The organism is Streptomyces sp. NPDC085946, assembly GCF_044540485.1.
GTDB lineage: Bacteria > Actinomycetota > Actinomycetes > Streptomycetales > Streptomycetaceae > Streptomyces.
In genome coordinates this window covers 22,736-35,489 of the sequence record NZ_JBITSF010000005.1, presented here as the reverse complement: position 1 = coordinate 35,489, position 12,754 = coordinate 22,736, and the positions used below count along the sequence as shown (strand labels likewise).

The following is a 12,754-nucleotide window of genomic DNA, read 5'->3' as shown; positions in this document are numbered from 1 at the left end:
GATCGTCCCTTACGCGGTCACCGTACCCGCAACCGCCGCACCGCTACCCGTACCAACGGGCCGGGCACCCTCCGAGTGCCCGGCCCGTCCGCGTACCGCCCGTCGCCGGGCGGGGTCGCCGCTACTTGGCGGGCGGGGTCGCCGTCTTCTTGGCGGGCGCCTTGCGCGCCGCCGGAGCCTTCCTGGCCTCGTCCTTCTTCCCGTCGGCGGACGCGGCGTCGGCGGCCGGGTCCTCCTTGACCTCGACCGGCTCGGCCTTGGGCTCCACCGCCACGGCGAGCTCCTCCACGCTCTCGGCGATGTCCTCGATGCCCTCGGCGGCCTCGCCGCGCCAGGTCCGCACGGCCTGCTGACCGTGCTCGGCGACCTTCTCGTAGGTCTCGCGGGCCCTGACGGCGTACTCGGCGGCGACGCCGACCCCGCGCAGCGCGAGGTCCTGGGCGCTCTCGCCGATCTTCTTCAGGTCCGCGTCGAAGTTGCTGCCGAACTTCTTCAGGTCGGCGTCGAGCGAGCCGAGGATCTCGCCGACCTTGGTCTGGAGGGTCTCCTGCGTCTCCTTGACCCGGGCGGTCGCCTTCTCCTGCACGGCCTTGGGGTCGGTGTTGCGCACGGCCTCGATGCGGGCCGGGGCCTCGGTGCGCAGCTGCTCCACCAGGGCCGGCACCTTCTTGGCCTGCTGCAGGGCGAGATCGGCGGTTCCGGCGGCGAAGTACAACGGAGTCGGGTTGCTCAGGGTCTTGCGCAGGTCGTCGGTGATGGCCATGGTGATGGTCCTCCCGGATTCGTGTTCGGCTGAGGGTGGTCTGGTCCGCGGCGGGACGGCCGGTGCCCTGGTCCGGCTCAACCGGCCGTCTGCTGCGGATCGGTGTCGCTGCCGCCGACCGTGCGGGAGCGGCGCCCGGCGGTGTCGCCGCCGGGGGTGCCGGCCGGGCTGTCGCCCTGCCCGGCGGGCTCGGAGGTCCCGGCCGCGTCAGTGACGACCGACACGTCCGCGACCGTCCGTATGCCGGTGACGTCGGCGGCCCCGGTCGCGTCGGCCGCCTCGGTGACCCCGACCCCGTTCTCCTTGCGGAACGACTCGTAGATCTGGAGCAGCACCTGCTTCTGCCGCTCGGTCAGCGTGGGGTCGGCCAGGAGCGCGGCCCGCGTCTCCACCTCGCCCCGGTCCTGCTCGGCGTCGAGGATGCCGGCCCGGACGTACAGCGTCTCGGCGGAGATCCGCAGCGCCTTGGCGACCTGCTGGAGCACCTCCGCGCTCGGCTTGCGCAGGCCGCGCTCGATCTGGCTCAGGTACGGGTTCGACACCCCGGCGGCGTCGGCGAGCTGCCGCAGCGACAGCTGCGCGTTGCGCCGCTGCTCGCGCAGGTACTCACCGAGATTGCCGACGTTGAGCGATGCCATGCCTCCACCTTGCCGCACCCCGCTAACTATTGCAAGCACCCTGCTTGCAAAAGTGTGCCGTGGTGTCGCGCCCCGGCGGACACCCACTTTTTTGTGGGTACTTGGCACCGCCCGGCCGTCGGGCGAGCCTGGTGGCGGGCGGTCGGCGAGGGACCGGGGCCGGAGCGCGCGGAGCCCGGGGACGCGCGGAGGACGGAACGGAGGACGGAGGTGACCGCTCGTCAGGAGGCCGCCCCCACGGCCGCACCCGCGCCGGCGGTCCCGGCACCGGCCTCTGCTTCTGCCTCGGGTTCGGGCTCGGGTCCGGGTCCGGGTTCGGGTTCGGGTTCGGGTTCGGCCAGTCTCTCCAGCCGCCGGTGCCCCCACTCGGACAGGGGCGCCAGGGCCTCGGAGAGGTCCCGGCCGAAGGGGGTCAGGGAGTAGACCGTCTTCGGCGGCAGGACGTCGTACACCTCCCGGTGCACCAGTCCGTCCGCCTCCATCTCCCGCAGGGCCCCGGTCAGCACCTTCTCCGTGAGGCCGGGCAGTTGCCGGCGCAGGTGGCCCGGCCGGTGCGGGCCGGACTCCAGCAGCCAGAGCAGGGCCGTCTTCCACTTGCCGTCGATCACCGCGATCGCGGCCGTCACTCCGCAGACGTTCGGATCCTGCCGCCGGCGCGTCATCATCGCCCCTTTTCTTACCGACTCGAGGAGTTGCAGCGTGTCCACGTACAGCACAGCCAGGTCCGCCGGGCATTCCGGTCCCGCCGTCGCCGTCCTCGGGCTCGGCCCCATGGGCCGCGCGCTGGCCGGGGCCCTCCTCGACGCGGGACTGCGGACCACGGTGTGGAACCGCACCCCGGGACGGGACCGCGAGCTCGTGGCGCGGGGCGCGGCCGGAGCCCGGTCGGCGGCCGAGGCGGCCGCCGCCGCGGACGTGACCGTCGTCTGCGTGGTGAACTACGACGCCGTCGACGCGGTCCTGCGCCCCGACGGGGTCACCGCCGCCCTGGAGGGCCGGACCGTCCTGAACCTGACCGCCGACACCCCGGCCCGGGCACGGGACACGGCCGCGTGGGCCGCCGCGCACGGCATCCGCTACCTGGACGGCGCGATCATGACCCCGGCGGCCACCATCGGCACGCCCGACGCGGTGTTCCTGCACAGCGGACCGGAGGGCACGTACCGCGACCTGCTGCCGGTACGGGACGCGCTGGGCGGCACCCACACCCACCTCGGCGAGGAGCCGGGCCGGGCCGCCGCCTTCGACATCGCCCTGCTCGACGTCTTCTGGACGGCGATGGCGGGCTGGGCGCACGCCCTCGCGGTCGCCCGGGCCGAGGGCGTCACCGCGCGCGAACTGGCGCCCTTCGCCCGGGGCATCGGCGCCGTCCTGCCGCCCGTCTTCGAGGAGACCGCCCGGGACGTCGCCGACGGCACCTACTCCGGCGAGGGCAACCCGCTCACCTCGGCGGTGTCGTCCATGGCGCACATCGTCCACGTCTCCGAGTCCCACGGCATCGACGCCGGGGTGATGCGCGCGGCCGAGGGCATGGCGCGCCGCGCGATCGGGCTGGGGCACGGCACGGACGGGTTCGTCCGCGTCGCGGAGGTGATCGGGCGGCACTGAGGCGCCCCCGGTCGGGGCCCTGTGCGGCGCACCCGCCGGGGCCCCGTGCGCCGCGCCTAGAAGGGCGGTTCCCGTCCGCACACCACGTCCAGCCGCGACACCGCCCGGGTCAGCACCACGTACAGCCGGTGCAGCCCGCGCTCCTCGGCCTCCGCGATCGCCGCCGGCTCGACGGCCACCACGTGGTCGTACTCCAGTCCCTTGACGGCGCTCGCGGGGACCACGGCCAGCCGTGCGCCGAGGTCGTCCGGGTCCGCCGCGGGCAGCCCGGCCGCGACGAGGGCCGCCCGCACCCGGGCGGTGTCCGCGTCCGCCGCGACGACCCCGACGGACCCCTCCCGCGCCAGCGCGCCGCGCACGGCGTCCACCACCTCGGCGAGCAGCCCGTCCGGCGCCGCCCGGCGGACGCGCAGTTCGCCGTCCCGGCGCAGGGACCGGGCCGCGGGCACGTCGACGTCCAGCCGGTCCAGCAGCCGGTTGGCGAGCGCGACGACCGCCTCCGGCACCCGGTAGCCCGTGGTCAGCGGCACCACGGCCGCGTCCGGCCGGCCGAGGTGCGCCAGGAGTGCCGGCCAGGAGCGCGCCGCCCACGGCGCGGTCCCCTGCGCCAGGTCGCCGAGCACGGTCAGCGAGCCGAAGGAGGAGCGGCGGGCGATGGCCCGGCACTCCATCGGGGACAGGTCCTGGGCCTCGTCGACGACGACGTGGCCGTAGCCCTCCGGGTGCTCGAGGAGGCCGGCCACCTCGTCGAGGAGGACCAGGTCGGCGGCCGACCAGCGCGCCGACTTCCAGCTCCGCGGCGGCCGCGCCCACAGCACCGCCTTCTGCTCGTCGGCGTCCAGCAGTCCCCCGGCGGCCGCCGCCAGCGCGGCCGGGTCGCCGAGCAGCCCGGCCACGACCTCCTCGGGCCGCACCCGCGGCCAGACGGCGTCGAGGTACGCGGTCAGCGGCCGGGCCCGTTCGATCCGCCGCACCCAGGCGGTGCTCCGCGGCCCGGCCCGCCGCTCGGCCCGCTCCCGCAGGCACCGCACGACCCGGCTGCGCACCCGCTCCCGCCCGACGCCGTAGGGCGGCTCCTCGGCCCGCACGTCCGCCACGATCCGCGCCAGCTCGTCCGCCGCCACCCGCCAGCGGTACGACCCGTCCGGCACGGCGAGGGAGTCGGTGACGTCGGCCCGCACCCGCGCGTACAGCGCCCGGCGCAGCACCTCGGCCATGCGGGCGTCGTGCTTGACGACGGCGGCCCGCTCGTCGTCGGTCCCGGTGACCGGGTGCCGGGCGATCTCGTCGGCGAGGGTGGACTGCCGCACCCCGGTCTCGCCGAGGGCGGGCAGCACCTCGGAGATGTACGACAGGAAGGTGCGGTTCGGGCCGAGGACCAGCAGGCCGCCGCGCCGGATGCGCTGGGGGTGGGTGTAGAGCAGGTACGCCGCCCGGTGCAGGCCGACGGCCGTCTTGCCGGTGCCGGGCGCGCCCTGCACGCAGACGGACACCGCCAGGTCCGCCCGGACGAGGTCGTCCTGTTCGGGCTGGAGGGTCGCGGCGATGTCCCGCATGGGTCCGACGCGGGGCCGTTCGATCTCCCGGGCCACCAGGGTGCCGGCCCGCGACTCGCCCCGGCCGAGGTGCTCGTCCTCCAGGCCGGTCAGATCGGCGGAGTCGCCCCGGCTGCCGGGCGCCCACCCGAACCGGCGCCGCACGGCCACGCCCCGCGGGTCGCGGGCGGAGGCCTGGTAGAAGGCCCGGGAGACGGGCGCCCGCCAGTCCACGACCAGGGGCGGCGCGGCCGGGTGCTCGGTGATCCGCAGCCGCCCGACGTGGTAGCGCTGCCCGGCGTGGCCGGGGGCGTCCGGCCCGAAGTCCAGGCGTCCGAAGAACAGCGGTCCTGCGGGCAGTTCCCGCAGCTCCTTGGCCCGGCTGCGCAGCCGGTGCCCGAGGACTTCGGCGTCCGCCCCGGAGGCGGAGACGTCCTCGCCGGTGACGACCTGGTCGTGGGCCCCGTCGGCCATGGCGGCGAGGGCGGCGCGGCAGCGGTCGTGGTGGGCGCGTTCGAGGGCGAGGGCGTGCCGGAGGGCGGGGTCGGGTGACGTCATTCCACCGAGCGTACCGCCATTGCGTTACCGAGTTAAATTTTTAACCCTGTTTCACCTCGGGTGCCGGTCCCGCGGCTCCCGGACGGACTCCGGCAGCCCCGCCGCCAGCAGCCCGAACGCCCGCTCGGCGGCGGCCACCGCGTCCGGCCGGACGTCCGCCACCCGCTCCCCCGCCGCGATCCGCCGCCAGTTCTCCTGCGCGAGGATCCGCTGGACGGCGACGATCTGCCCGGCGGCCAGCCGGGCGTCCAGGCCGCCGCCCAGCGCCTCGGCGAGCGCGGCCTCGGACCGCTCCTGGTGGGCGTACAGCCGCGCGACCAGCGACGGCGTCCCGTAGAGCAGGCCGTGGAAGGCGAGCACCTCCGGGTCGTCGTTCAGCCCGGTGACCGGGTCCGCCCGCTCCAGCCCGGCCAGGAAGTGCCGCCGCAGCGCCTCGACGGGCGCGGGCCCCTGCCGCACCACCCGCGCGGCCTCGCCCTCGTGGTCGGCGATCCGGTGCAGGACCAGGTCCTCCTTGGCCGGGAAGTACCGGAAGAGCGTCGGCTTGGAGATCTCGGCCGCGGCCGCCACCTCGGCGACGGACACGGCGTCGAAGCCCCGCGCCGTGAACAGCCGGATGGCGACGTCCGACACGGCCTGGTACATCCGCTGCCTCTTGCGCTCGCGCAGCCCGCTCTCGCTCATGCCGCGAGCCTACGCAGACGGCGCCGCCGCGCGCGGCCCGCGGCCCGGCCTCCCTAGGGGGCGCCGGGCCGCCCGGCCGCCGCCCTGGCCTCGGCCAGCGGGCGCGCCGCACGCCACAGCGTGTCGAAGTACGTCCGCCGGCGGACGATGACGTTCCGGGCCTCCTCGCCGTCGCCCCAGTGCCAGCGCACGAGCCGGGACTCGTAGCCCAGCAGGTCCAGCAGCGTGTCGCGGCGCAGTTCGAGCTTGTCGTAGAGGCCCTCGTACACCACGTCGTTGTTGAGGAAGTACAGCTTCAGCGACGGCGACATGTGGAGCACGCGGAACTCCACGGACAGCGTTCCCCGGTGGTTCGCGGGCAGCCGCTCCGCCTGGTCGGCCAGCCTGTCCTCGTGGTCGCCGATCTGGCGCAGCAGGCTCCGCCGGAAGCCGGGGGCGTCGCCGGCCCTGCCGTCCGCGCCCACCTGGCCGGGCAGTTCGATGGGCCGGCTGAAGTCCGGGACCAGGACGCGTACGTGCACGGACCGCTGTTCGTTCCTGCCCAGTTCGGGCAGGGACGGCAGGATGTTCTTGAGGTGCTCGACGAAGGTCTCGCCCGTGAACCCCAGCGCCGCCAGGTGCACCTCCCCCCGCGCCTCCAGCGCCTCCCGCAGGGGCGCCTCCAGGTCCCCGGGCTTGACCAGGGCGCCCGCCGGGGGGCGCGCCCGCTGCTCCATCCGCTGGTTGAGGCGCTGCACCTCGGCGTAGAGCACGTACGCCACCAGGCAGAGCAGCGATCCGCCCAGGTAGACCTTGCCCTCCAGCGCGTCCCCGACCGGCTTCACGAACTGCGCGACCAGTCCGACCAGGAAGACGGCGAGGAAGAGCGCCTTCGTCACCGCCGACTCCGCGCGCTCCCAGCGCGCGGCCGCTCTGCCGCCCAGCGGCGGCCTCCTGCCCGACACCCCTGTCTCCCCCCGCCGGCCCCCGGTCGTGATCCGGACCTGCCCATGGTGCCCGGCCCACGGGCCGTCAGGAAGGGGCCCGCCGGCGTGCGGTGTCGGTCGCGTGCCAGGCGCGCAGTGCCTCGGCGGTCCGCTGGAGGCCGGGGACGTCGATCAGCCGCAAGGGCTGGCGGGCCAGGCCGGTGGCGACCTGGACACGGCGGGCCGCGGCCAGGAAGTCGGCTTCCCGCGGCGCGTCCGGCAGGCCGAGCGCCGCGCGCATGACGTCGGGGAAGACCGACTGCGCGTACTCGAACGCCAGGTAGACGGGCAGGTCGTCGTCGATCCCGGCGGTCCGGTCGCCGTGGCCTGCGGCGTGCATGGCCTGCGTCCAGATCCGGGTCATCCGGGCCTGCTCCTCCTTGCCGTACCCCATGCGCACCAGGTGGGTGGCCAGGTCGTGCAGCGGGTCGCCGTACATCGCCAGCTCCCAGTCGATCACGGTGAGCCGGCCGCCGTGGAGCACCACGTTGGCCCGGTGGACGTCCGTGTGCAGCAGGGCGAAGGGGCGGGGGGTCAGGCCGGTGTGGCGCCGGACGAAGGAGAGCATGACGCCCTCCGGGATGCCGAGGGCGTCGAAGAGCGGCCCGAACCGCTCCCGGTTGGCCCGGTCCACGCGCCGGTCGGTGAAGCCGGCCAGCCGGCGCAGGAAGCCGTCGCCGTCCCGGTCGGCGGGCCAGTCCGGCGGCAGCGGCGGCAGCTCCGCCACGGGGACGGCCGCCGTGCGGACGAAGAAGTCGGCGAACGAGCGCATCAGCTCCTCGCCGACGGCCCCCTCGGGGTTCTCCTCGCTCAGCGCCCGGCCCGGCCGGTAGACGTGCAGGGAGCGCTCGCCCAGGTCGCACAGGAAGCGGGGGACCTCGGGCAGGTGCCGTGCGACCACCCGCAGCACGTCCCCCTCCCGGGGCCAGGCACGGGGGGCCACCTCGACGGCGGCCACCGGGACCCGGTACTTGCAGCGGGTGAACGGCAGGGCGCCGACCAGGCACGCCAGCAGCACGCCGGTGGGCAGGACGTGGTTGACGTTGTGGTGGCCCCGGCACACCTCACCGGCGCCTCGCCGCACACGGGACTCCACGAGGCGGTGCACGAGGGCCCGGCGCGCGCCACGGGGCTGACGGGGCGGCATGACGGCAGAATCTAGCGCCCGGGAACGGCGGACCCGGCATCGCCGCCGCGCCGCGCCGACCGGGTCTCACGTGCTGGACACCGGCGGGTCGGCGGGGCCCTCCCCGGGGGTGCGGGCGGGACCGGCGGCGGCCGGGATCAACCGGGCCCGGTCACGGCCCGGCGCGCCCGGGCCGGGCACGGCCGTCCGGCCGGCACCCGGGCGTGCCCCCGGCGCGCGGGACCCGTGCGCCGGAGCGGCGGGAACGTCACCTGAGCGGCTGGAGGATCTGCTCCAGGGACGTGACCACCGTCCGCGCCCCGGCCTCCCGCAGGGCCCTCTCCTTGCGTTCGTTGCGGGCGTAGCCGAGGAACGGCACCCCCGCCCGCCGCGCCGCCTCGAGGTCCGAGGGCGTGTCACCGATCATCAGCGCGTCCCCGGACTCGGCGTCCATCGCGCTCAGGGCGCGGTGGAGGAAGCGCGGGTCCGGCTTGAGATGGCCGAGGTCGCGCGTGCGGCCGTAGATGTGGGGGGCGAAGCAGCCGAGCAGGCCGCGGGTCTCCAGGTACGTGCGGACCACGCGGGGCGAGTTGTTCGTGGTGACCGCCAGGCGGGAGCCCCGGGCCGTCCAGGTCCGTATCAGCGGGTCGGCGTAGGCGGTGGGCATCGCCTTGGGGACGGCGCGCAGTTCCTCCTGGGTGAGCCGTTCCTCCAGCGCGGCGACGAAGCCGTCGTCGGCGGGCCGGTCGCCGTCGCGCGGCGAGCGGCGGTCCACGGCCCGCAGCACGGCGTGCGGGTCCGCCGACTTCCGCTCGGCGTCCGTGAGCAGGTCCTGCCGGCCCTGCTCGGCCAGCCAGGCCACCAGGCCGGCGGCCACCCGCTCCGCCGAGTGCCCGGCGAACAGCCGGCAGATCGGTCCGTCGAAATCCCACAGGACGACGCGGGCACGTGAGATCAGGTCCCGCAGTGCGTCCGGAGCGCTCTCGGCCACCGGAGCCACCCGTTCGGTCTGCGTCGCATCAGGAGTCACGAGAAGAGTGTCAGGTCCGTCGTGATGGTTTCCCAGAGGGCGTCGAACCACTTCTGCGATTCCTCCACGAACGCCGCGTCCCGCCGGCCCGCCCGGCGCACGAAGGAGAACAGCAGGGACTGCGAGCCCAGCGCGTCGTACATGTCCAGCCGCCGGCTCTCCCACTCCTCCTCGCGCCGGGTGAGCAGGTAGTACCCGATCAGGGCCTCCTCGCCGTTGAGCAGGTACAGCTTGACCGGCGGGGTGAAGGGCAGCGCGCGGAAGGTGACGCGCACGTCCACGCCGTGCGTGGCGCGCACCGCGTGGAGGTTGTGCCGGAGGACCTGCAACTGGGCGTTGCGCATCTGCAGCCACCGCTGGTGGACCGGGTCGTCGTCGCCGCCGCCCGCCACCAGCACCGGGAAGGCGAGGTTGATGTCGCGGGAGGGCAGCAGGACGCGCACGTCGATCGACCGGGGCCGGATGCGGCCCTCGTGGATGAGGCGGACCGGTTCGCCGAGGGCCAGCATCAGGGTCTCCGACGTGTGGCAGACGACGTCGACCCGCACCTGCTCGGCCGAGAACGCCTCCGACAGGCGTGGCGCCAGCGCCACCATCGTCGGCTGCGGCTCTCCCCGCTCGGGGGCCGGCTCGGCGACCCGGGGCGGACTGCCCTTGCTGACGTGGGTCAGCAGCCCGTCCTCCTGGAGCACCCGCAGGGCCTGGCGCACGGTGCCGCGCTCCACACCGAACTCCTCCGCGAGCTCGGCCTGGGTGGGCAGGCGCTCGCCCGCCCTGAGCTCGCCGGCGCGGATGCGTTCGCGCAGCGTGTCGGCGATGTCCTGGGACGAGAGCTTCCTGCTGCCGTTCACTGCCACGTTCTCCTGGGTCACGACCAAACGCTACAACTCTGCCCCATCTAAGGGCAGTTGCCGGAGAGTTGTTTATGAAGGACGACCAAATGGGGACAACCTAAACAGAGTTGGTAACCAACTTGGTCGAGTTGGCGGAAGTTTTACTTCCGGAGTACGACCCTCACCACCGAAAGTCGCCCCACCCGGGTGCCGCTCCCGCCGCCCCGCCCCCACGCACGTCCCGCCGGAAGAACCGAAGGGGGAACCATGCCCGTCCTCGCCCTGCTCTCCGCCGCCTTCGTGCTCGGCTTCGAGCAGCTCGTCCAGTGGAAGTACGGCACCGCCGGCCTCGTCGGCCTGCTCCTGCTCACCGTGGGCATCAAGGCCAAGAGCCCCGCGGTCAGCTCCGCCGGCGCGGTGGTCCTCGCCCTCCTGGTCGCCGCGCCCGTCCGGTGACCGGCCGCGGGGGACGTCAGGGGGTGAGCACCAGCTCCGAGCTGATCGTCTCCCAGAGCGCGTCGAACCACCGGCGGGACTGCTCGACGAAGGCCGTGTCCCGCGCGCCGGTGCCCCGCGCGAAGGCGAACAGCGTCTGCCGGACGCCCTGCGCGTCGTACATCTCCAGGTTCTCGTGGTCGATCCGCTCCGCGCGGCGGGTCAGCGTGTAGTACGCGAACAGCGCCTCCGCGCCGTTGAGCAGGTACAGCTTGACGGGCGGGGTGAAGGGCAGGGCGCGGAAGGCGACGCGCACGTCGATGCCGTGGGTGGCGCGCAGCGCCAGCAGGCTGTGCCGCAGCACCTGCCCCTGGGCGTTGCGCTGGGTCAGCCACCGCCGGTGCACCGCCTCCTCGTCGTCGCCCCGGGCGTCGACCGGCACCGGGAAGGCGAGGTCGATGTCGCGGGAGGGCAGCAGGACCCGGACGTCGACCTGGGCCGGTCTCAGCTCCCCGGCGTGGATCCGGCGCAGCGGTTCGCCCATGGCGAGCGTGAGGGAGATCGAGGTCAGGCACACCGCGTCGATCTCGACGTGGTCCGCGGCGAAGGCGGCGGCGATCCGGGGGGCCAGGGCCGCCGTGGTGGGCAGCGGCGGGGCGGCGGGGCCGGTCGGCGCCCCGCCGGGGCCGGGGGCGACGGTCGCCGGGCTGCCCCGGGAGACGTCGGTGAGCAACTGCTCCGCCTGCAGGATGCGCAGCGCACGGCGCACCACCCCGCGCTCCACACCGAACTCGTGGGCCAGCCGGGCCTGCGTGGGCATCCGCTGCCCCGGTCGCAGCACCCCGGACCTGATCCGGGCACGCAGTTCGTCGGCCACCTCGCTCGGGGTCGTCCGTGGCGGCTGCGGCCTCTTCCGCCCGGTGGTCGAGGCGTGTTCCGGGTCCACGGGCCCACCGTACAACTCCCCGTCATCCCGCGGCAGTTCACGGAAAGGTGGTTATGAGCCGCTTCCGGAAGGAGATGACCACAAGCGAGTTGGTCGCCAACTTCAGGAACGTGGCCACGCTTCCTGGAGGTTGGCGAGCACAGGACGGACCGGGCTTCCCTCCGGAGGGGAGCCGGGAGCCCGGCCGGCCGGCACCACCGCGCCCGCACGCTCGCCACGGACGAGCGCCCCGTCGCCGGCAGCAGGGAGCACGGCTCAGAACAGGTCCGGGCACCACGGCCGCCTGGACGTGCGCAGCAGGGCGTCGGCCTGACGGGCGGCGCCCGCTCGTTCCTCCCGCACCCGGCCGAGCGCCGCGAGCCGCACCGCCGACTCGTCGCCCAGCCACAGCGTCGCCAGCTCCCCGACGGGCAGCGCGAGGTGCGCGCTCCCGGCGGTCGGCGTGCACGACGCCCCGTCCGGCGCCGCCTCCAGCCGGAACCGCCCGCCGGCGACGCCGTCCTCGTCGACGACCTCCAGCACCAGCACGCCCGCCCCGCCGTACGTCCGCGCCTCCAGCGCCCTCACGACGTCCAGGATCCGCACCCACAGCCAGTCCGCCTGCGTGGTGATCCTGGCCGCCCTCGGGTCCGGCAGGAAGAACGGCAGCAGGTCGTCGGGGGCGCGCGCGCCGCTCTTCACCCTCACGATCCAGTCGATCGAGCACAGGTAGTGCCACAGGGCGCGCTCGGCGGCCGGCGTCACCCCGATCAGCCAGTTGACGGTCGCCGTGTTCAGCGGCTGCTTGGCATCGCCCCACGCGTCGTCCGCCTCGTAGGACACCAGACCCTCGACCTCGCCGGACGCGGACCGGTACACGGCGTAGAAGGGCTCGGTCCACGAGGAGTCGAACCGTACGGCCCCGGTGTTCAGCTGCCACCACAGCCCGTCCCGGCTGACGGCGCCCGGCTGGGCCCTGCGCAGCCGTCCGTGCAGCTCGGGACCGAGCTCGCGCACGTCCTCGGCGTCCACGAGGTCGATGCGGCCGCCGTCCCGCGGGCCCGCCCAGCGGGGGTCCAGGCCGGTGCGCGGCACGTCGATCGTCCACTCGGACATCCAGGCGGCCGGGCCGAAGCCGTACCGGCCGTAGATCGGGTACTCGGCGGCGATCAGGGTCGCGACCACGTCCCCGCGCTCCTTGGCGGCCGCCAGGTCCGCGGTCATCATCCGGGTGAGCAGTCCGCGGCGGCGGTGGGTGGGGCTGACCGTGACGTTCGAGATCGCGTCGGCCGGGACGGGCGCGCCGCCGACGGCGGTCACCTCCTGCGCGAAGGAGCGGAACGTCGCCACGCAGCGCCCCGCGTCGAAGGCGCCGAGCAGCCTCCCGGGGACGAACTGCCGGCGGCGGCCTTCGAGGGCCTCCGGTCCGGTGGTGGGCTCGCGCAGGAAACCGGTGTTCAGGGCGCGGTTCCAGTCGGCGAGCTCGGCTTCGGTGATCGGGCGGACGTCGATGCGGTCGGCGCGGCGGGTCATGGGGGCACGGTAGGGCGGCGGGAGCGCCCCGGTCGCGGGATTTTCCCGGCGCCGGCGGGCCCGCCCGGCGACCGCGGCACGCACGGCCGGCCACCGCGGCACGCACGGCCCGGGGTCACCG

12 protein-coding genes and 1 pseudogene are annotated in these 12,754 nt (G+C 75.0%); 2 read left to right on the top strand and 11 right to left on the bottom strand.

The genetic code is table 11. The features are described from left to right. Positions 1-121: 121 nt before the first annotated feature. The 3 genes and pseudogenes from ACIF8T_RS12375 to ACIF8T_RS12365 form a co-directional block, all read right to left on the bottom strand. Entirely contained in the window at positions 122-763 is a 642-nt protein-coding gene (locus ACIF8T_RS12375) for a hypothetical protein (protein WP_400034009.1), read from the bottom strand. 77 nt (positions 764-840) lie between these two features. After that, positions 841-1,401: a helix-turn-helix domain-containing protein gene (locus ACIF8T_RS12370; RefSeq protein WP_400034007.1), complete on the bottom strand. Its 561-nt coding sequence runs from the start codon at positions 1,399-1,401 to the stop codon at positions 841-843. Positions 1,402-1,724: 323 nt separating this feature from the next. After that, positions 1,725-2,063 (bottom strand): annotated as a pseudogene (locus ACIF8T_RS12365) (winged helix-turn-helix transcriptional regulator); the annotation flags it as partial. A gap of 37 nt (positions 2,064-2,100) precedes the next feature. Between ACIF8T_RS12365 and ACIF8T_RS12360 the strand changes: the two are divergent. Beyond that, positions 2,101-3,009, top strand: coding sequence for an NAD(P)-dependent oxidoreductase (locus ACIF8T_RS12360; protein ID WP_400034005.1), 909 nt, complete (start codon positions 2,101-2,103; stop codon positions 3,007-3,009). 56 nt (positions 3,010-3,065) lie between these two features. Here ACIF8T_RS12360 and ACIF8T_RS12355 read toward each other — a convergent pair whose 3' ends face one another. The 6 genes from ACIF8T_RS12355 to ACIF8T_RS12330 form a co-directional block, all read right to left on the bottom strand. After that, positions 3,066-5,102, bottom strand: a complete 2,037-nt coding sequence (locus tag ACIF8T_RS12355) for a HelD family protein (RefSeq protein WP_400034004.1) — start codon at positions 5,100-5,102, stop codon at positions 3,066-3,068. Positions 5,103-5,153: 51 nt separating this feature from the next. Further along, a complete protein-coding gene (locus ACIF8T_RS12350) occupies positions 5,154-5,786 on the bottom strand; it encodes a TetR family transcriptional regulator (protein ID WP_400034002.1) in 633 nt (210 codons plus the stop codon). Positions 5,787-5,839: 53 nt separating this feature from the next. Further along, a complete protein-coding gene (locus tag ACIF8T_RS12345) occupies positions 5,840-6,730 on the bottom strand; it encodes an ATP/GTP-binding protein (protein ID WP_400034000.1) in 891 nt (296 codons plus the stop codon). A 67-nt stretch (positions 6,731-6,797) separates the two neighbouring features. Then, on the bottom strand, positions 6,798-7,835 hold the full coding sequence (locus ACIF8T_RS12340; RefSeq protein WP_400033998.1) for an aminoglycoside phosphotransferase family protein: 1,038 nt from the start codon (positions 7,833-7,835) through the stop codon (positions 6,798-6,800). Between the two features lie 310 nt (positions 7,836-8,145). After that, positions 8,146-8,907, bottom strand: coding sequence for an HAD family hydrolase (locus ACIF8T_RS12335; protein WP_400033996.1), 762 nt, complete (start codon positions 8,905-8,907; stop codon positions 8,146-8,148). Next, complete coding sequence (locus ACIF8T_RS12330) at positions 8,904-9,785, bottom strand: GntR family transcriptional regulator (RefSeq protein ID WP_400033994.1); 882 nt, start codon at positions 9,783-9,785, stop codon at positions 8,904-8,906. The genes ACIF8T_RS12335 and ACIF8T_RS12330 overlap by 4 nt, the downstream gene beginning before the upstream one ends. 222 nt (positions 9,786-10,007) lie before the next feature. Between ACIF8T_RS12330 and ACIF8T_RS12325 the strand changes: the two genes are divergently transcribed. Next, positions 10,008-10,196, top strand: coding sequence for a hypothetical protein (locus tag ACIF8T_RS12325; RefSeq protein WP_400033992.1), 189 nt, complete (start codon positions 10,008-10,010; stop codon positions 10,194-10,196). Between the two features lie 16 nt (positions 10,197-10,212). Here the strand turns inward: ACIF8T_RS12325 and ACIF8T_RS12320 are convergent, their stop codons facing one another. Both ACIF8T_RS12320 and ACIF8T_RS12315 read right to left on the bottom strand, forming a co-directional pair. Then, on the bottom strand, positions 10,213-11,121 hold the full coding sequence (locus ACIF8T_RS12320; protein WP_400033990.1) for a winged helix-turn-helix domain-containing protein: 909 nt from the start codon (positions 11,119-11,121) through the stop codon (positions 10,213-10,215). Between the two features lie 255 nt (positions 11,122-11,376). Next, positions 11,377-12,633 carry a GNAT family N-acetyltransferase gene (locus ACIF8T_RS12315; protein ID WP_400033988.1) on the bottom strand — a complete coding sequence of 419 codons (1,257 nt, stop codon included), beginning with the start codon at positions 12,631-12,633 and terminating at the stop codon, positions 11,377-11,379. Positions 12,634-12,754 lie beyond the last annotated feature (121 nt).